This is a genomic window from Agromyces fucosus (genome assembly GCF_004134865.1).
GTDB classification, from domain to species: Bacteria; Actinomycetota; Actinomycetes; order Actinomycetales; family Microbacteriaceae; genus Agromyces; species Agromyces fucosus.
On sequence record NZ_SDPO01000004.1, the window covers coordinates 371,226 to 390,069 of the forward strand.

General features: G+C 70.4%; 15 protein-coding genes and 1 tRNA gene. 4 read left to right on the plus strand and 12 right to left on the minus strand.

Going from position 1 to position 18,844, the window contains the following annotated elements:
- The first annotated feature begins 212 nt into the window (after positions 1–212).
- The 3 genes from ESP57_RS17210 to ESP57_RS17220 are packed head-to-tail and all read left to right on the plus strand — an operon-like array spanning position 213 to position 4,055.
- Positions 213–1,403 carry an LLM class flavin-dependent oxidoreductase gene (locus ESP57_RS17210; RefSeq protein WP_115962139.1) on the plus strand — a complete coding sequence of 397 codons (1,191 nt, stop codon included), beginning with the start codon at positions 213–215 and terminating at the stop codon, positions 1,401–1,403.
- On the plus strand, positions 1,400–2,770 hold the full coding sequence (locus ESP57_RS17215) for an NtaA/DmoA family FMN-dependent monooxygenase (RefSeq protein WP_129232364.1): 1,371 nt from the start codon (positions 1,400–1,402) through the stop codon (positions 2,768–2,770). Before ESP57_RS17210 ends, ESP57_RS17215 begins: the two co-directional genes overlap by 4 nt.
- The gene (locus ESP57_RS17220) at positions 2,760–4,055 is read left to right on the plus strand and encodes an LLM class flavin-dependent oxidoreductase (protein ID WP_207904580.1); all 1,296 of its coding nucleotides are present in this window, start codon (positions 2,760–2,762) and stop codon (positions 4,053–4,055) included. The genes ESP57_RS17215 and ESP57_RS17220 overlap by 11 nt, the downstream gene beginning before the upstream one ends.
- 68 nt (positions 4,056–4,123) lie before the next feature.
- Here the strand turns inward: ESP57_RS17220 and ESP57_RS17225 are convergent, their stop codons facing one another.
- The 9 genes from ESP57_RS17225 to ESP57_RS17265 form a co-directional block, all read right to left on the minus strand.
- Positions 4,124–5,146 (minus strand): ABC transporter substrate-binding protein, encoded by a 1,023-nt coding sequence (locus ESP57_RS17225; RefSeq protein WP_056014382.1) that lies wholly within the window; start codon positions 5,144–5,146, stop codon positions 4,124–4,126.
- Positions 5,147–5,258: 112 nt separating this feature from the next.
- Positions 5,259–6,083, minus strand: coding sequence for an amino acid ABC transporter ATP-binding protein (locus tag ESP57_RS17230; protein WP_115962130.1), 825 nt, complete (start codon positions 6,081–6,083; stop codon positions 5,259–5,261).
- A complete protein-coding gene (locus tag ESP57_RS17235) occupies positions 6,080–7,264 on the minus strand; it encodes an amino acid ABC transporter permease (RefSeq protein ID WP_129232365.1) in 1,185 nt (394 codons plus the stop codon). Before ESP57_RS17235 ends, ESP57_RS17230 begins: the two co-directional genes overlap by 4 nt.
- Positions 7,261–7,764, minus strand: a complete 504-nt coding sequence (locus ESP57_RS17240) for a GNAT family N-acetyltransferase (RefSeq protein WP_129232366.1) — start codon at positions 7,762–7,764, stop codon at positions 7,261–7,263. Before ESP57_RS17240 ends, ESP57_RS17235 begins: the two co-directional genes overlap by 4 nt.
- Before the next feature lie 235 nt (positions 7,765–7,999).
- The gene (locus ESP57_RS17245; protein WP_129232367.1) at positions 8,000–9,115 is read right to left on the minus strand and encodes an FAD-dependent oxidoreductase; all 1,116 of its coding nucleotides are present in this window, start codon (positions 9,113–9,115) and stop codon (positions 8,000–8,002) included.
- Positions 9,112–9,666, minus strand: coding sequence for a GNAT family N-acetyltransferase (locus ESP57_RS17250; protein WP_129232368.1), 555 nt, complete (start codon positions 9,664–9,666; stop codon positions 9,112–9,114). The genes ESP57_RS17245 and ESP57_RS17250 overlap by 4 nt, the downstream gene beginning before the upstream one ends.
- A 37-nt stretch (positions 9,667–9,703) precedes the next feature.
- Complete coding sequence (locus tag ESP57_RS17255) at positions 9,704–10,867, minus strand: LLM class flavin-dependent oxidoreductase (protein WP_129232369.1); 1,164 nt, start codon at positions 10,865–10,867, stop codon at positions 9,704–9,706.
- A 20-nt stretch (positions 10,868–10,887) separates the two neighbouring features.
- Positions 10,888–11,763 carry a DUF1684 domain-containing protein gene (locus ESP57_RS17260; protein ID WP_129232370.1) on the minus strand — a complete coding sequence of 292 codons (876 nt, stop codon included), beginning with the start codon at positions 11,761–11,763 and terminating at the stop codon, positions 10,888–10,890.
- Between the two features lie 170 nt (positions 11,764–11,933).
- Positions 11,934–12,010, minus strand: a tRNA-Met gene (locus ESP57_RS17265).
- Positions 12,011–12,296: 286 nt separating this feature from the next.
- Here ESP57_RS17265 and ESP57_RS17270 point away from each other — a divergent pair.
- A complete protein-coding gene (locus tag ESP57_RS17270; protein WP_129232371.1) occupies positions 12,297–13,679 on the plus strand; it encodes a glycoside hydrolase family 18 protein in 1,383 nt (460 codons plus the stop codon).
- 89 nt (positions 13,680–13,768) lie between these two features.
- Here ESP57_RS17270 and ESP57_RS17275 read toward each other — a convergent pair whose 3' ends face one another.
- The 3 genes from ESP57_RS17275 to ESP57_RS17285 all read right to left on the minus strand — a co-directional run bounded on the left by ESP57_RS17275 (position 13,769) and on the right by ESP57_RS17285 (position 18,751).
- Complete coding sequence (locus ESP57_RS17275) at positions 13,769–14,632, minus strand: class I SAM-dependent methyltransferase (protein ID WP_129232372.1); 864 nt, start codon at positions 14,630–14,632, stop codon at positions 13,769–13,771.
- A 1-nt stretch (position 14,633) separates the two neighbouring features.
- Complete coding sequence (locus tag ESP57_RS17280) at positions 14,634–17,528, minus strand: UPF0182 family membrane protein (protein WP_129232373.1); 2,895 nt, start codon at positions 17,526–17,528, stop codon at positions 14,634–14,636.
- Between the two features lie 71 nt (positions 17,529–17,599).
- Entirely contained in the window at positions 17,600–18,751 is a 1,152-nt protein-coding gene (locus ESP57_RS17285; RefSeq protein ID WP_243648573.1) for a YlbL family protein, read from the minus strand.
- Between the last annotated feature and the right edge of the window lie 93 nt (positions 18,752–18,844).

Here is an 18,844-nt window from a genome sequence, read left to right on the forward strand (position 1 = left end):
CTGGTCGCGCGCCACCACTGTGCCGAGGCCGACGACCGACGGCAAGCCGCATGGTGTCGCGTGACGCGCCGTGAAGCGATGTGAGCGAATGCGACGGCGGATGACGCGCGCGATCCGCCCCGCGGCATCCTGCGTGAAGGGATGTTGCGATCGACGGCGCCCCGTGACGGGCGCCGTTGCAGTGATCGGATACCGGGCGGAGAGTGGCCGCCATGACACGACGAACGACCATCGCAGTCGCCCTCGACGGCGCCGGCTGGCACCCGGCCGCGTGGCGCGACCCCTCGGCGCGACCAACGGAACTCTTCAGCACCGGCTACTGGATCGACCTCGCACGCACCGCCGAACGAGCCGGCGTCGACTTCCTCACGATCGAGGACGCCCTCGGCCTGCAGTCAGCGGCGTTCGGCGCCGCCGACGACCGGACCGACGAGGTGCGCGGCCGCCTCGACGCCCTCCTCATCGCCTCCTTCATCGCGCCGACGACGACCCGCATCGGGCTCGTGCCGACGGTGACGACCACGCACACGGAGCCGTTCCACGTCGCGACCGGCCTGCAGACGCTCGACTTCGCGAGCCGCGGGCGTGCGGGATGGCGCGTGCAGGTCTCGGGCGCGGCGCACGAGGCGCGTCACTTCGGTCGCCGGACCCTCGCGCCCCTCGACCTCGAAGCGGTGCGCCGGGGCGACTCCGCCCTCCTCCGCGAACTGTTCGACGAGGCCCGCGACGCGGTCGAGGTCGTGCGGCGCCTCTGGGACGGCTGGGAGGACGACGCCATCATCCGGGATGCCGCGACCGCGCGCTTCGTCGACCGCGACAAGCTGCACTACGCCGACTTCGAGGGCGCGCAGTTCTCGGTGAAGGGCCCATCGATCACCCCGCGATCACCGCAGGGCCAGCCGCTCGTGACCGCGCTCGCGCACCAGACGATTCCGTACGAGCTCGCCGCGACGAGCGCAGACCTCGTCTTCGTCACGCCGCACGACGACAGCCAGGCGAGATCGATCCTCGACGAGGTGCGCAACGCCGAACTGCGGGTCGGCCGCACGGGCCGGCCGCTCTCGGTGCTCGCCGACGTCGTCGTGCTGCTCGAGGCGACGCCCGAGCTGGCGACCGCCGCGCTCGAACGCCTCGACGCCGAGCACGGCGCGCCGGCGACATCCGACGCCCTCATCTTCGCCGGCACGCCCGAGGCACTCGTCGAGCGCATCGGCGCCTGGACCGACGCCGGCTACGACGGCGTGCGACTGCGCCCCGCCCGCCTCACTCGCGACCTCGAGCAGCTCGCCGAATGGGTGCTGCCCGCATTCGACCGAGCGGATGCCCCGGGGGCGACCCTGCGCGAACGCCTCGGGTTCGAGCGCCCCGCCAACCGCTACGCCGTGGAGGAGACCGCAGCATGACGACGACACCCCGCCAGGTCCACCTGGCCGCCCACTTCCCGGGCGTCAACAACACGACCGTCTGGAACGACCCGCTGCAGCGCAGCCAGATCGACTTCGCCGCCTTCGAGCACTTCGCCAGCACCGCTGAGCGCGGCCGGTTCGACTACCTGTTCCTCGCCGAGGGGCTGCGGCTCCGCGAGCACAAGGGGCGGATCCACGAACTCGACGTCGTCGGCCGCCCGAACACCCTCGCGGTGCTCGCCGCGCTGGCGGCGGTCACCCACCACATCGGCCTCGTCGGCACGCTGAGTGCCACGTTCAACGAGCCCTATGAGCTCGCCCGCCAGCTCGCGACGCTCGACCACCTCTCGAACGGCCGGGCCGGCTGGAACGTCGTGACGAGCTCGGATGCGTTCCACGGCGCGAACTTCCGCCGTGGCGGCTACCTCGACCACGGCGATCGCTACTCGCGCGCCTCGGAGTTCGTCAGCGTGGCGAAGGAGCTGTGGGACAGCTGGTCGCCCGACGCCGTCGTGGCCGACCGCGCGAGCGGGCGCTTCCTCGCCGACGACGCGATCGAGCCGTTCGCGCATCACGGGCCGCAGTTCGACGTGGCGGGCCGGTTCAACGTGCCGCGCAGCCCGCAGCGATATCCCGTGATCGTGCAGGCGGGCGACTCGGCCGATGGCCGCGACTTCGCCGCCGATCACGCCGAGGTCATCTTCTCGCGGCACAGCGTGTTCGAGGAGGCGCAGCAGTTCTACCGCGACGTGAAGGGCCGGCTCGCCGGCCGTGGCCGCACCGAGGACTCGCTGAAGATCCTGCCCGCCGTCACCTTCGCCCTCGGCGACACCGAGGCCGAGGCCGCGGAGCGGGCCCGCGAGGACGCGCTCGCGCAGGTCGGACCGAAGACCGCGATCACGGTGCTCGAGCAGGTCTGGGGCGTCGATCTCTCCGACCGCGACCCCGATGGGCCGCTCCCCGAGTTCGACCCCGATCCCGAGGCGTCGATCACCAAGGGCTGGGCACCGCGCTATCCCAACGCCGTGCAGGTCGCCCGAGCCTGGCGAGCCAGGTCGGAGGCCGAGGGGCTCAGCATCCGCGAGCTCGTCATCGCGGTCACCGGACGCCAGTCGTTCGTCGGCACGCCCGCAAGCGTCGCCCGTGAGCTCGACCGCTACGTGCAGGAGCGCGCGACCGACGGCTTCGTCATCGTCGGCACCACCTCGCCGCACGGCCTCGACGAGTTCGTCGAGCGGGTCATCCCCGAGCTGCAGGAGCGCGGGGTATACCGCACCGAGTACGAGGAGGGCGCGACCCTGCGCCGCACGCTCGGGCTGCCGGAACCCACCCAGATCGCCGAGGAGGTGCGTCGTGTCGGTTGAGTCGACGGATGCCGCGGGCCGCGGGCCGCGCGCGAGGCGCGTGCCGCTCGCGGTGCTCGACCTCGTGCCCATCGCCGACGGTGACACCGCGGGCGGAGCGCTGCGCAACTCGATCGACCTCGCGCGGCACGCCGAGGCGTTCGGGTACGCCCGCTACTGGCTGGCCGAGCACCACCTGAACCCCGGCGTCGCCGGGTCGGCGCCGCACACCCTGCTCGGCATCATCGCCGGCGCGACCGAGCGAATCCGTGTCGGCACCGCCGCGACGATCCTCGGCAATTACGAGCCGCTTCAGGTGGCCGAGGCGTTCGGCACCGTCGCGTCGCTGTGGCCCGACCGGGTCGACCTCGGGCTCGGCCGCTCGGGGTTCCCGCCCCCGGCATCGGCGGGGGCCGCGGCGTCAGCTCCGGCCGCCTCACCGCCGGCCGCAGCGCCGGCTGCGGAGCCCGCGGTCGCGGCATCCGGGGCCCTCGTCAACCGCATCGTCGAAGGCCTCGTCGTGCCCCCGGTGCGCCCGTTCCACACCGACCGAGCGCGCTTCGCGCTGCAGGGACGGCTCCTCGGGCGGGAGCCCGGCGACGCCGCGCGGTTCGCCGACACGGTCGACGACCTGCTGGCCTTCTTCGCCGGAGACTACGAGGGCGACGGCATCGCCGTCACCGTGCAGCCCGCCGAGGGCAGCGGCGTGCAGGTCTGGATCCACGGCTCGACCGCCGGGGAGAGCGCCCGCATCGCCGGGCGCCTCGGCCTTCCCTACGGCGCCAACTACCATGTCGCGCCCAGCGGGGTCATCGAGTCGCTGGCGGAGTACCGCGCGCACTTCCAGCCGTCGGCAGGGCTCGACCGACCGCACACGATCGTGTCGGTCGACGTCGTCGTCGCCGAGACCGACGCCGAGGCGCACCGCATCGCGGCAGGCTACGCCGAGTGGGTGCTCTCGATCCGCGAGGGCCAGGGCGCCGTGCCGTACCCGCGCCCGGAGGAGGCCCTGCCCGACTCCGCACTCGCCTCCATCGAGCTCACCGCCGTGCAGGACCGGCTCGACACGCGCTTCGTCGGCTCCCCCGAGACCGTCGTCGGGCTGCTCGAGACCCTCCAGCGCGTCACCGGCGCCGACGAGCTGCTCGTCACGACGATCACGCACGACCACGACGCACGAGTCGCGTCGTACCGGCTGCTCGCCGACGCCTGGTCGGGGGCGGGAGCATCCGGCCTCGCCGACGCAGCGGATCTCGCCGAGGGCGCCCGTACCGCCCACGATCGGGAGGCTCTCACGAGCGCCTGAACTGCGAACGCGAACGAACGGATGCCGCGTGGCCCATCGGCCACGCGGCATCCGTCGTTCTCAGGCTGCTACTCGGACTTCGGCAGCCCCGGCGGGTTGATCTCCGACTCCTCCACGGCCTCCGTGGTCAGCGCCCAGCGATCGAGGACCTCCTGGTAGGTGCCGTCGTCGATGATCGACTGCAGCACGAGCTGCACCGGCTCGATGAGCCCGTTGCCCTTCAGCGTTCCCGTCGCGATCGGCGCGGTCTCGGGCCATCCGCCGTTCAAGGTGCCGACGAGCTTCGTCTCGCCGGTCGTCGCGGCGCGGTACGCCGCGGTCGCGTTCGGCCCGAACGAGGCGTCGACGCGGCCCGACGACAGCGCGAGGTCCGATGCCGCCTGGTCGTCGTAGTACACGAGCTCGGCCGGCGCGTCGCCGCCCTCCTCGAGTTCGGCGTTCCAGGCGAGCAGGATCTTCTCCTGGTTGGTCCCCGAGCCGACGACGATCTTCAGGCCCGAGATGTCCGCTGCGCTCTCGATCGCGTCGATGTCGCTGTCGGCCTGCACGTAGAAGCCGAGCAGGTCCTGACGGTAGCTCGCGAAGTCGTAGAGCTCCTTGCGCTCCTCGGTGACCGTGACGTTCGACGCGACGAGGTCGTACTTGCCCGACTGGATGCCGAGCGGCCAGTCGGCCCAGTTCACGGCGACCGGGTTGTACTCGAGGCCGAGGCCGTCGGCGACGAGCGAGCCGAAGTCCGCCTCGGCACCGATGATCGTGGCGTCGTCGTCCGAGGCGAGCACGCCGAGCGGCGCCGCGAACGGCGAGATCGCCACGGTGAGCTTGCCGGCCTCGATGGGCGTGAACCCGCTCGCCTCGAGCGCGTCGACCGCGGCCTGCACGGGCTCGACCGTGGGCCGGTCTTCGGCGTTCTGCGACGTGAGGTCGAACTGCGACGCCGCCTGCACCTGCTCCTCGGTGCTGCCGGACGCCGCATCCTCGGCCGCGGCGGAGTTGCCGGCGCCGACCGCCCAGACGACGCCGCCGCCGATGATGGCGATGGCCGCGACGCCCGCGACGATCACCCCCAGCTGCTTCTTGTTGATTGCCATGAGAGGACTCTCCTAGTGTTGGTTCCGTCCGATAGCCGGGTCGGTTTCTCGGATTCGCCCGGTGCCTGCAGTGCGATGCGGGCACCGGGTCCTCCTCGCCGGGCGCTCTGGTCTAGAGCACCTTCGCGAGGAAGTCGCGGGTGCGACGGTGCCGGGCGTTCCGCAGCACCTGGCCGGGGGTTCCCTGCTCGACGATCTCGCCGTGATCGAGGAACACGATGCGATCGGCGACCTCACGGGCGAATCCGATCTCGTGCGTGACGATCACGAGCGTCGTCCCGTCGCGGGCGAGGCCGCGGATGACGTCGAGCACCTCGCCGACGAGTTCGGGATCGAGCGCCGAGGTCGGTTCGTCGAACAGCAGCACCTTGGGCGACAGCGCGAGCGCCCTCGCGATCGCGACGCGCTGCTGCTGGCCGCCCGACAGCTGCCTCGGGTAGTGGTCCGCCTTGTCGGCGAGGCCGACCCGTGCGAGCAGGCCCTCGGCCAGCGCGCGAGCATCCGGCCTCGTGAGCCGCTTGTGCGCGACCGGCGCCTCGATGATGTTCTCGATCGCCGTGAGGTGCGGGAACAGGTTGAAGTTCTGGAAGACGAGTCCGACCTGGGTGCGTCGCCGAAGGATCTCGGCCTCGCGCAGTTCGTGGAGCGTGTCGCCCCTCCGCTCGTACCCGATGTACTGCCCGTCGACCGTCACCGATCCTCGGTCGACGGTCTCGAGGTGGTTGATCGCCCGCAGCAGGGTCGACTTGCCCGACCCCGACGGCCCGATCAGCGCCACGACCTGGCCGGGCTCGATCGCGAGGGAGACGTCGCGGAGCACCGTGTTCGCACCGTAGGACTTGGTGACGTCCGAGATCTCGACGCGGCCGACGGTCGCGACCTTCCGTGTCGCGACGTACTGCTCGTCGAACGATGGCGTGAGCGTCGTGCTGGTCATGCGGCACCTCCGGTGCGGGACTGGTCGGATGCCGCAGCAGCGGCCGACACGGCGGGTTCGGGTCGTGCGGGGGCGGGTCGAGCGGGCGGCGGGTCGGCCGAGGTCTGCCCGTCGCCGAGCCGGTTCCAGTGCTCCGCGACCCAGCGCCGGGCCCGTTGCACGGGCGTCGGCGGCAGCTCGCGCACCGAACCGCGGGCGTAGCGTCGCTCCACGTAGTACTGGGCGATCGAGAGCACCGTCGTGATGAGGGCGTACCAGACGACCGCCACGAGCAGCAGCGGGATGACGCGCTGGTTGCGGTTGTAGATGACCTGCACGGTGTAGAACAGCTCGGGCAGCGCGACGATGAACACGACCGAGGTGCCCTTCACGAGCCCGATGATCTCGTTGAAGGCGTTCGGCACGATGGCCCGAGCGGCCTGCGGCAGCGTGATGCGGAAGAAGCGGATGCTGCGGGGCAGGCCGAGCGCGCCGGCGGCCTCGAGCTGGCCCTGGTCGACCGAGAGGATGCCGGCCCGGATGATCTCGGCCGAATAGGCGGCCTGGTGCAGCGACAGGCCGATGGCCGCCGCGGCGAACGCGCTGATGAGCGTCGTCGTGGGGAACTCGACGATCCAGAAGTCCGTGGTGAACGGCGTGCCGAGTCCGAGCGTCGGATACAGGTATCCGAGGTTGTACCAGACGAGGATCTGCACGACGAGCGGCACGGACCGGAAGAACCAGACGTACCACCATGCCGCCGCGTTCAGCAGCGGCGACTTCGACAGGCGGAAGACGGCGAGCACGGCGCCGAGCACGAAGCCCGCGACGCCCGAGACGACCGTGAGACCGAGCGTCAGCCACAGGCCGTTGATCACCGACGGTGCGAAGAAGTACTCCGCGAACACGTCCCATTGCCACTGCGGGTTCGTCGCGAGCGACCACAGGAACTGGAGGATGACGAATGCGACGATCGCAGAGAACGCCCAGCGACCCCAGTGCTTGACGGGCACGACCCGGAGGCCGGCGTCCGGCCGGCCGCCCGTGGGGCCGGCCTGCGCCCCGGAGTCCGCCGAGGCATCCGCCGGTCGCTCGCTCGCCGACGTCGCCTCGCCGGTCGCGGCATCCGCGTCACTCGTGGGCGTCGCCGTTCCTGCCGGATGCGCCGTGGTCTCGGATCGGGGGGCGACGATGCGGCTCATGCGCGGACTCCTTCGGTGACGAGCGCCTTGTCGAACGCGTGGATGCCGATCTGGTCGGCCGGGAGCGACGGGTCGAAGCGAGGCGTGTACCCGCTCGCCAGGTACAGCGCGACGGCTTCGGGCTGGCGCGGCCCGGTCGTGAGCGTCACGGCGGTGTAGCCGCGGCTCCGCGCGACGGCCTCGAGTTCGGCGACGACCCGTCGACCGAGGCCGCGGCCACGATGATCGGGGTGCGTCCACACGCGCTTGAGTTCGGCGGTGCGGTCGTCGAACCGCTTGAACGCACCGCCCGCGATCGGCTCGCCGTCGTCCAGGATGACGAGGAACGCGCCGTGGGGCGGCGCGAAGTCCGACGCCGGATATCGGGTCAGCTCCGTGCTCGCACGTTCGCCGAAGAAGTCGCCGTAGCGGCCGTCGTACTCGCGCTCGAGGTCGGCGAGCAACGGCTTCGCCAACGTGTCGTCCGCGCTCACGTGCCGCACGCTCAACTGGGTGGTCATCGCTCACTCCGTCCTGCTCGTCGATGCATTCCGCTGCCGAGATGGAGCGGGTCGAGTCGAAGCTACGGAGCGGCGAAGGGCGGGGCAACGGGGTGATTCATGGGGCGACCGATAGCGTCACCCCACGTCAACTCCGACGCGAGAACGTCGGAATGGCGGCCTTCACGGATCGACACATGACGAATTCCGTCGTCGGCATGTGGCGAACTCCTACGCCGGCGCAGGCGGTGCCGGTTCAGGCTGTGGTGAATCGCCCCAGTCGGAAGATGCCCGACGACGGACGCCCGTCGGCCAGGTCGGCGAGGATGCGGCCGACCGCGGGCGTGAACTTGAAGCCGTGCCCCGAGAAGCCGGCGCCGACCGTGATCGGCCCCGAGGCGTCGAGCACGAAGGTCGAGTCGGGCGTGGTCGTGTACGTGCAGCTGATCGGGGTCGCGACGTCGGCGTCGACGCCGGGCAGCCATTCGCGGGCGTACCGGCGGAGCGCCGCGAACTGCACGGGCTCGGCCTCGTAGTCGCGCCGGTCGGGATCGACCACGGGGCCGACCCCGTGCCATCCGGCCTTGACGCCCTCGCCTGGGGTGAACATGCCGTAGGTGCCCGAGTACCACCAGTCGTCGTCGGCACCCGGATGGTGGTTGAATCCCGGCCAGGTGATCGTCTCGTCGCGCACAGCGAAGTGCGCGGGCTGCTCCTGCGTGACGACGAGGCGCGGCAGGGCGACGAGGCCGCCGAGCAGCTTCGAGGTCCAGCCGCCGACGGCCACCACTGCGCGGCGGGCCGTGATCGTTCCGCGATCGGTCTCGACCTGCACGCGGTCGTCGTCGAGCACGCGGATGCTGCGCACGGGGGTCTCATGCCGGACGTCGGCTCCGCGAGCGGCCGCCGCCGACTGGAACGCCCGCACCGCGGCATCCGCGTTCAGACGACCGGCCGTCGGCAGGTGCAGGGCCCTCGTCGTGAATCGCAGGCCCGGCCAGCGTCGCCCCGCCTCTTCGGGCGGCAGGAACTCGCTCGGGATGCCGGCCGCGGCGAGCGCGGCGTGCACGTGGTCGTGGCCGGGATTGCGCCCGTGGTCGACGAGGCCCACCTGGTCGAGGATCGCGGTGCCCGTCTCGGCCTCGAGCTCGCGCCACTCGAGCTGCGACTCGAGCAGCATGGCGACGTGTGCGGGCTCGGCGTACGCGAGGTTGAAGTTGCGGGAGGCACCGTGCGAGGCGCCGTTGCGATGGCCCGGCGCGAAGCGTTCGAGCAGGGTGACCTCGCGACCGCGGCGCGCGAGGTTCCACGCGGCCGAGGAGCCCATCGCTCCCCCGCCGATCACCACGACGTCGGTGTCGAGCGCGTTCATGAGGCGACGCCGAGCTCGTCGCGCCCGGCCTCAGCTCCGGCGTGCACGTCGATGGTGAACGCGAGCAGCCGGAATGTGCGGCCCCCGTCGACGATCTCGCGCTCGCGGTCGGTGAGGCGGGTGAACCCCAGCTTCTCGTAGAGCGCGTGCGCCCCCACCATCTGCGGGCCGCTGTTCATGACGACCCGGTCGAGCCCACGCTGCCGGGCGAGTTCGATGACATGGCGGGTGAGGAGCGCGCCGACACCGCGTCCGCGAGCCGACGGGTCGACGGCGAGCAGCCGGAAGTCGAGTTCGCCGGGCTCCGCGAGCGGGGAGATGGTGCGGCCCGGCCGAGGCGTCGCGACGGAACCGAGCAGGGCGCCCGTCGCGGCATCCGCGGCGACCCACACCTCGTGCTCGGCGGCGCGATCGCCGACGGCGAGGATCGAGGCGCGGTATCCGTCGGAGATCTCGTAGTCGAGCTCGTAGGCGCGAAGCGACAGGGCGGCGACCTCGTCGTAGTCGTCGGGTCGTGCGAGACGCACCTGTGTCTGCTGGGTGTCGCTCATCGATCCTCGATCCTACGGGCGACACCTGACACGCCGCTCACCGGGCCGCTCCTCGAGACTCGGCGAGTCGGCCAACGGGCGCCGAGGCGGCCTCGACGACGGCCGCGGCATCCGCTTCGACGCCGCCGCCGACCGCCGGCCGCAGCGCATACGGATCTCCGGGCCCCCAGAGCGTGCTCGGGAACTCGCGCCGCGCGACGGGCGCGACCTCGGCCGCGAACCGCTCGATGAGCTCGACCTGCTGCTCGACCGGCAGTGTCGTCGGCAGGCTGATCGACTGCAGGTCGTGCCCGAGTGCGCCGTGGAAGCGGCCGATCTTGTCGATGACCTGCTGCGGGCTGCCGACGAGCGCGGGCCCCTCGGCGATCGCGTGGTCGATGTCGCGGAACGTCGAGTTGTTGCCAGGCACGTTCGTCGCCGCGACGAGCGCTTCGTAGACCGGGCCGTACAGCTCGCGCGCCTGCTGCGTCGTGTCGGCGATGAACAGCGCACCGGCGCCGGCCCCCACGTACGCGAACCGCGGATCGTGGCCGTGACGGGCGACCTCGTCGCGGTAGTGCTGCACGAGCACCGCGTAGTTGCGCAGCGGCTGGATCGCGTTCGCACTGAACAGCGGGTCGCCCCAGCGCGCGGCCAGTGCAGCCGAGGCGAGCGTGGTCGCCGACCCGTGCCACACCCGCGGCGCCCCGGCGTACGGCCGCGGCAGCGTCGTGGTGCCGCGCTGCGCACGCGTGTACGGCGTCGCCTCCCAGTCGACGTCGGTCTCACGCCAGAGCCGTCGCAGCAACGCGTACCGGTCGGCGAGGAGCTCCCACTGGTCGTCGATCTCGAGCCCGAAGAGCGGGAACTGCGCCGCCTCGTTGCCCTTGCCGATCGTGAGGTCGAGGCGCCCGCGCGAGAGCTGGTCGATGGTCGCGTAGTCCTCGGCGACGCGCACCGGGTCGAGCACCGACAGCACGGTCACCCCCGTCTGAAGTCGGATGGTCGACGTCACGGCCGCGATCGCACCGAGCAGCACGGTGGGCGACGACGAGAGGAAGTGTCCCGCGTGGCGCTCCCCCACCGCGAAGGCGTCGAAGCCGAGGCGCTCGGCCCGGCCGGCGAACTCGACGGTCTGGTCGAGCCGTTCCGCCGGGCTCACGAGCCGGCCGGTGAGCGGGTTCCGAACGTACGGGACGATATCGAGGATCTGGAAGCGCATGGATTCTCTCCGCTCGAAGGTCAGGCGATGTCAGCGACGTCGCGTTCGATCGGCGTCTTCTCGCCAGCCTCGATGCCGACGGGCAGCCGGTTGCCCGCGGGCGGCAGTGGGCACGTGGCGTGGTCGGTGTAGGCGCAGGGCAGGTTCACGGCTCGGTTGAAGTCGAGCAGCACGCCGCCGTCGGCGTCGGGAGCGTCGATCTCGAGGGAGCGATTGGCTGCGTAGGTGGTGAGCCCGCTCGTGGCGTCGGTGAAGAGCACGGTGAGCGTTCCGGGCGCGTGGCCGTTGAACGCGACGAGCCGGAAGGTCTCGCCGCGCAGCTCGAACTCCACCTCGCCGGGCACCTCGTAGACGTGCTGCAGGCCCTCGGCGGCCGAGCCGACCGTGACCTCGCGTGCCGTCTCGGCGGGGACGAACCGCCCGCGAGCGAGCCAGCGCGGGTTCGGCAGGTAGGTGGGCGTGCCCGTGAAGCGCGCCAGGTAGGGGTTCGAGGGGTCGCGAGGTCGCACGATGTCGCGGCCACCGCGGCGCGCCACCTCGACGGCGACGTCACCGGCTCGCACCACGACACCGCCGCGCTCGACGATCGGACCGAAGGCGTGGCGCCCCGTGATGCCCGTGCCGTCGGCTGCCACGAGGGACTCGCCGTCGTCGAGTTCGACGACGGGCCCCGTGGCATCCGTCCACCAGTTGCCCGGGATGCCGTCGTAGCGGGTGGGCGTCTCGTCGAGCCAGTGGATCGCGGTCACGGCGAGGAAGCCGTGCGGGTCGGCCCGACGGGCCTCGTGGTCGCGGTGCCAGTCCTCCCACTCGCGGGCGAAGGCCGCGCGATCAAACTTGGCGGTGGTGGCAGGAGTAGCGGCGGTGGCGGTGGCAGTGGCGTCGAGTGTCGTCATGTCGCCACTGTCATGCCTGCGAGCCTGCATCGCCAGCGGCTCCGTCACGGATCGCCGCCGACCGCAACATCCGGTCACGGGACGAGGGAGGGGCCGTCATGGAACGCCGCAAACGCAGAAATCCCGGCCTCGTTCGAGACCGGGATTTCTTGTGCGTTCTGACGAACGTTTGGTTGCGGGGGCAGGATTTGAACCTACGACCTCTGGGTTATGAGCCCAGCGAGCTACCGAACTGCTCCACCCCGCGGCACAAGAAGAAACTCTATCACGAGTGTCGGGCCCCGTCGAATCGAGGCGGAGGAGGTGATGAAACGAGCGGCGGATGCCGCGGCATCCGCTTTCACGCACCCGAAGAGGTGTGCACGGACTGCACAGTTCGCCCGATTCGATGGAGGAATCCGCAACGATCCCGCCGCGAGCTGCACCCGATCCCCCATTCTTTGTTAGGAATCTTTCCAAACTCGATCCGAGCTTGCTAGGTTCACCGCAACCGTTCACCCAGCACGGCTCCGACGACGATCGATGAGGATTCAATGTCACCACGCCACCTGCTCCGCGGAGCGGCCGTCACGGCCGCCGCCGCCGCGCTCATCGCCGCTTCGGCGGTCTCCCCCGCACTCGCCCACGGAAACGGCGGCCATGGCCAGGGCCACCACGATCACGCCGGCTCCGGCGGCCCGGCCGACATCAACGGCTACCGCTCCGTCGGCTACCTCATGGCGGACACCCCGGTCACCCGCGACTACCAGATCGAGGACCTCCTGCGCACGGGGGCCATCGATGACGTCACCCACATCAACTACGCCTTCGGCAACGTCACGACGAACCTGAAGTGCGAGATCACGGATGTCCCGGGCGAGGGCGACGCCCAGAACGACTACCTGCGGCTCGTGTCGGCGGCCGACTCCGTCGACGGCAAGAAGGACAAGGCGAACAAGCACCAGCGGCTCGCCGGCAACTTCAATCAGTTGAAGAAGCTGAAGGAGGTCAGCCCCGACACGAAGGTGCTCATCTCCCTCGGCGGCTGGACCTGGTCGGACAACTTCTCCGAGGCGGCATCCACCCCCGAGAGCCGCGCCGCGCTCGTCTCCTCGTGCATCGACGTCTACCTCAAGGGCGACCTGCCGAAGGTCGGCACCCTCGGCGGCCCGGGCGCCGCGGCCGGCATCTTCGACGGCATCGACGTCGACTGGGAGTGGCCCGTCAACGGCGGCGAGACGGCGAACGCGAAGCCCGAGGACAAGGAGAACTTCCTCGCGCTCATGGAGGAGTTCCGCGCGCAACTCGATGCCTACGGCGCCGAGACGGGCGAGGACTACCTGCTCACCGCGTTCGGCCCCGCCGGCGGCTGGAACACGAACGCGGGCGGCTGGAACACCGCTCGCCTCTTCGACTCGATCGACTGGCTCAACGTGCAAGGCTACGACTACGCCGGCGGATGGACCGGCAACACCGGGCACCAGGGCAACCTGCACCCCGACGGCGCCAACAACTGGGGCCTCGCGATCGACAACGCCATCGCGCTCTACACCGCCGGCGGCGCCCGCCCCGACCAGCTGAACGTCGGCCTCGCGGCCTACGGGCAGGGCTGGACCGGAGTGACAGTCGGCGACCGCGCCGGATGGACTCCCGACCCCGCGGTCACCTCGCTCGGCACGAAGCCGTACTACGAGATCCGCGACCTCGGCGAGGCGTACTTCGACCCCGCACTCGGCGCCTCGTGGCGGTACGACGCCGCGAGCGGCCAGTGGTGGAGCCTCGACGACCCGAACTCGGTCACCGCGAAGGCCGAGTGGCTCGCCTCCCAGGGCTACGGCGGCGCGATGTGGTGGGACCTCTCGGGCGACTACCGGGGCGAGCTCGGCAGCGCACTCGGCGACGCCCTGCGGTCAGCTGAGGAGGGCCCGCTCGACTGATTCCGGAGAACAGCGGATGCCTCGGAGCAGACTCGCTCCGAGGCATCCGTGCTGTTCAGGGGCCGTGGCCGCGACGAGCGCCGACCTGCTCAGGCCGATGGCGTGCGCGGCACCGCGACGAGCTCGTACGAGAGCGGCAGCCACTGCTCGGCGGGCCAGCCGTACATGCCCTCGCCCACCTCGACGGTCGCCGGGAAGATGCGCCACGGCACGCGGTAGTGCTCGGTGAACGTCTCGACGTCGAGGCCGGCCTCGCGGAGCGCCCCGAAGACCTCGGCGAGCGGATGCATCCACTCCCACGTGCATGCGTTGGCGAGGGATGCCTCGGCGTCGGCGTAGTCGCTGGAATCGTCGATGACGTCGGGCGACTCGTTCGAGTACGGGTAGGCGAACACCGGCAGGCCGCCGGGCCCGCCGTCGCCGTCGAACACGAACGCGGCGGGGTGCCCGTCGGCGAAGACGAACCGGCCGCCGGGCTTCACGAACCACGCGACGATGCGCGCCCACTCCGCGACATCCGGAAGCCAGCCGATCGTGCCCCACGAGGTGAACACGAGGTCGAACGACTCGGGCTCGGGCAGCATGTGGCGGGCATCGTAGACGTTCGCCTCGATGAACCGGGCGCGGTGCGAGAGCTCGAGCTCTTCGGCGATGCGGCGCGCCTCGGCGACCGCCTGCGGCGAGAAGTCGATACCGACGACGGTGGCGCCGAGATTCGCGAGCGACAGGGTATCGGAGCCGAAGTGGCACTGCAGGTGCAGCACCCGCACACCCTCGAGGCCGTTCGGATAGAGCCGGTCGAGCGTCTCCCGCACGATCGGGTCGAGCACGTCGCCGCCCTCGCGGAGCCGGGTGCGGTCGTACATCTCGGATGCCACGTGCACCGCGACGCGTTCGTCCCAGTTCGCGAGATTGTCGTCGAGCCACTCGCCTCCGCGCAGGTCGACGCCCACGTCACTCCGCCTTGGTGGCTTCGAGCAGCTTCGCGATGATCTCGGCGAGCTGCGCGTCGGCGGCGCCGTACGCAGCCCAGTCGCCGGCAGCGAGCGCGGCCTGCTTGTTCTTCAGCGCCTGCGACGCCTGGTTCAGCAGCGCCTGCACCTCATCGCTCGGCGCCGTCGGATCGGTCGGCGTCTCGCCGCCCTCCTCGGTCGGCGGCGGCGTCGCGCCCGGATCCACCTCGTTGTCACCGGCATCGGCACCCGAGTCGCCGCCGAAGAGCACGTCGAGCGCGAGGTCGAGCGTGTCCTGGAAGGCGATCTGGTCGCCGAAGGCGACGAGCACCTTCTGCAGCAGCGGATAGCTCGTGTTGCCGGTCGACTCGACGTAGACGGGTTGCACGTAGAGGAGGCCGCCGCCCACCGGCACCGTCAGCAGGTTGCCGTTGATCACGTTCGACTGACCCTGCTTCAGCAGGTTCAGCGATTGCGAGACCGTCGGGTCGGAGTTGAACTTGGCCTGCACCTGACCGGGGCCTGGCACGTTGTCGTCTTCGGGCAGCGTCAGCAGCCTGAGCTTGCCGTACCCGTCGGCGCGTTCGCCGTCGGTGGCACCGGCATCGGCGTCGACCGCGAGATAGCCGCGCAGGACGTTGCGGCTCTGCTCGCCGCGCGCCTCGGGGATGAAGGTCGAGTAGAGCGAGTATGCCGGCTCGTCTTGACCGGGCATCTGCATCGTCAGGTAGTACGGCGGCTGCAGCAGCGTGCTGCCGGTGTCGGCGGTCGGGTCCTTCGGCGTCGTCCACGCGTCTTCACGCGAGTAGAACGGAACCGCTTCGGTCACGTGGTAGCGGCCGAGCACCTCACGCTGCACCTTGAACAGGTCGGACGGGTAGCGCACGTGGCTCATGAGGTCGCCCGACATCTTGCTCATCGGTTCGAGCGTCGTCGGGAAGACCTTCTGCCAGGTCTGGAGGATCGGGTCCTTCTCGTCCCACGCGTAGAGCGTCACGGTGCCGTCGTACGCGTCGACCGTGGCCTTCACCGAGTTGCGGATGTAGTTGACCTCGTCGAAGGCGAGCGTCGGCGCTTGCGTCTCGCTGTCGGCGATCGCCTCGCTCATGCTGACCTTGTTGGAGTACGGGTACTGGTCGGAGAGGGTGTACCCGTCGACGATCCAGACGACCTTGCCGTCGACGACCGACGGGTAGGTGTCGGAATCGAGCGTCAGGTACGGGGCGACCTTCTGCACGCGCTGCACGGGGTCGCGGTCGTAGAGGATCTGCGAGTCGGTCGTGACCTGGTCGGAGAGGAAGATCTGCTCGGACTGGAACTTCAGCGCGTACACGAGCTTCGTGAAGGCGTTGTCGAGCTTGGGACCGCCGTCGCCCGCGAAGGTCGTCTGCGTCTGGTCGGCGCCCTCGGAGCCCGACGGATAGTCGAGCTCGATTGGCTTCGCGTCCTTCGGCGCACCGACGATCGAGTACGCGGGCGAATTCTCGCCGAAGTACACGCGCGGCTGGAAGTCGCCGAGCACGCCCGACGAGGGAATGCCGGACTGCAGGAACACCGGCTGGCCGTCGACCGAGCGCTGGTTGCCCGCAGCGGCGACCAGTCCGTAGCCGTGCGTGTAGACGAGGTGCGAGTTGAACCAGGTCTCGGCGTCGCCGAGGCCCGAGAGGTTCACGTCGCGCACCGCGACGACCGTGTCTTGCGAGGCGCCGTCGATCTCGTACCGGTCGACGTCGAGGGCCGACGGGAACTGGTAGTACTGGCGGAACTGCTCGAGCTGCTGGAATGCCGGGCCGATCACGAGCGGGTCCATCAGGCGGATGCTCGCCGTCGTCGCGGCGTCTTCTCGCAGCGCACCCTGCTCGGCATCGGTCTTCGCCTCGAACGGGATCTCCTCGACGTCGGCGATGCCGTACGCGTCTCGAGTGAGGTCGATGTTGCGCTGGATGTACGGCTCCTCGAGCGAACGCGCGCTCGGGTCGACCTGGAAGCGCTGGATGACCCAGGGGTAGAGGGAGCCGATCAGCAGGCTCGAGACCACGAGCAGCGCCGTGCCGACGAGGGGCAGGCGCCAGCGCCCGATGATCGCGGTGATGAAGAAGAGCACGGCGACGACCGCGGCGATCGCGGCGAGGATGCCCCGGCCCGGGATCGTGGCGTTGACGTCGGTGTAGGAGGCACCCGTGATGAGGGAGCCGGTCTCGGTCACCGTCGCGTACTGGTCGAGCCAGATGCTGACGGCCTGCAGCAGCAGGTAGATGCCGGCGGTCACCGCGATCTGGATACGCGCCGACTTCGAGATGACGATCTCGCGACCGCTCACGCGGAGCGCGCCGTAGAGGTAGTTCGTGGCGATGACGAGCAGCAGCGACAGCAGCACGACGGCGGAGGCGAAGCCCACGACGGAGCGGTAGAACGGCAGCTCGAACACGTAGAAGCCGACGTCGAACCCGAACTGCGGGTCGGTCGTGCCGAACGGCGTGCGGTTCAGCCACGCGAGGGTGCCCTCCCAGCGGCTCGACGCCGAGACGCCGGCGAAGATGCCGAGCACCACCGGGATGCCGTACATCGCGAGCCGGCGCAGCGGCTCGAACACCTCTTGGTAGCGGTCGAGCTGCGAGTTCAGCTTCGCGTAGACGGGACGCGAACGATAGGCGATCTGGATGGATCCCCAGACGGGCAGCGCCATGGCCACGAAGCCGACGAGGAAGAGCACGATGCGTGCGATCCACTCGGTGGTGAGCACCGAGAGGAAGCCGAGCTGGTCGTACCAGAGCACGTCGGCGTAGATGCCGGCGAAGGCGAAGAACGCGACGACGAGCGCGGCAACGACGCCGATCGTGATCGCGATCGGGGCGCGCCTGCGCGGGATCCTCGGTTCTTGCGGCTGTGCTGACACTCTCGGCCTCGTGTTCGGTCGGGATGGGATCGGGATTCCATCCTAGAGTTGCGTTCCTTTGAATCGCCTGTTCAGGCGGGACAGGAGGGGTAGGACCCCGTCACGTCGCCGTCGGCGACGTCTTCGACGATCGTGCGGGCCTCGTCGAGGGTCTTCACGGCGAACACCGTTACGCCGTCGGGCACGTTGCCACTCACTTCGTCGCAGTTCGACTCGGGGGCGAGGAACCAGTCGGCACCGGCGCGCTCGGCGCCCCAGAGCTTCTGGCGGATGCCTCCGATGGGTCCGACCCGGCCGGCCGAGTCGATGGTGCCCGTGCCCGCGAAGATCTCGCCGCCCGTCATTGGCCCGGGCGTGAGCTTGTCGACGATGCCGAGCGCGAACATCATGCCGGCGCTCGGGCCGCCGACGTCGTCGAGTTGCAGCTCGACGTCGATCGGGAACTCGTAGACCATGCGCACGCCCACGCCGATGACGGCCGTGCCGTCGCGGTCGACGGGGGTCACCTCGACGGTCAGCGGGGCGCCGTCGCGGATGATGTCGACCTGCGCCGGGGCATCCGTGCCGTGCTCGCGCACCGCCGTCTGGAGTTCGGTGATCGAGTTCACGTCGGTGCCGTCGAACGAGACGATGACGTCTCCCTCTTCGAGGATGCCGTCGGCGGGCGAGCCCTCGAGGAGCCCGGCGACCGTCACCTCGCGCGGGAAGTCGTAGTCGAGCTCGACGAGCGCGGCCGCGATCGCGTCTTGTTGGGAGTCGACCATGGCGGCTTGGTTCTGGGCGTCGCGGTCTTCGCTGCTGATGCCCGGCGGGAAGATCGCCTCGACCGGGATGACGGAGCGCGTGCGATCGAACCACGCGGCCAGCACCTCGAGCCAGTTCGGCGTCTGGCCGGGGCGACCGACGACCGAGACCGTGAGGAGGTTGAGCTCGCCGTCGGTGGGGTAGGTGGTCTCATCGGGGATCTCGATGAGCGGCACCTCTTCGTCGTCTCCGTTCTCGGCGACGCCGAGGGTGTCGTAGACGGGACCGGGCTGCTCGATCACGTAGGGCGACGGCATGAACGCGAAGATCACGCCGATCACGATCGCGACCGTGATCGCGATCCATCCGATGCGCTCGCGCAGTGGGCGACGCCCCTCGTTCGGCTCGGACTTCCAGCGGGACTGGTCTGGCGCTGAGGTGTGGTCCGACCCTGGGGTCTCGTCGTCGAAGATGCTCAACCGACATCCTTCCGGGCGGTGTTCGAACTCGCGTGCCGGCCCTGTTCGCGAAGGGCGGACACCCGGAACGCCCAGCCTAGGCCATTTCCCAGA